The following is a 255-nucleotide window of genomic DNA, read 5'->3' as shown; positions in this document are numbered from 1 at the left end:
CCTTCAGTGGGCCGGTAAAGATGCGCTCTGACGGATACCAGACCGAGCCGGGTGTTTTTCCGCCCAGCGCCTTGTGGGGGCGTATGTCATTAAACTCACTGCGCCAGGCATCCAGCCAGGCCTGCTGTTCTTCCAGGGACGTGAACTTTGTATGTCGCTTTAGTGCATCCTTCAGAGTCCGGTGCATCCGCTCATGCCGCCCGTTCTCTGTGGGCTTACCCGGCCGGATACGTTCCGGCAGGACACCACATTTAA

The 255-nt window shown here is 58.4% G+C and carries 1 protein-coding gene; it reads right to left on the bottom strand.

The features are described from left to right. A partial coding sequence (locus tag AC07RN_RS21580; RefSeq protein WP_478337310.1) for an integrase core domain-containing protein occupies positions 1-255 on the bottom strand: 255 nt, incomplete at both ends.

The sequence above is a fragment of the Lelliottia sp. GFLA7 genome, from assembly GCF_056490165.1.
This window is presented reverse-complemented; position numbering and strand designations above follow the sequence as displayed.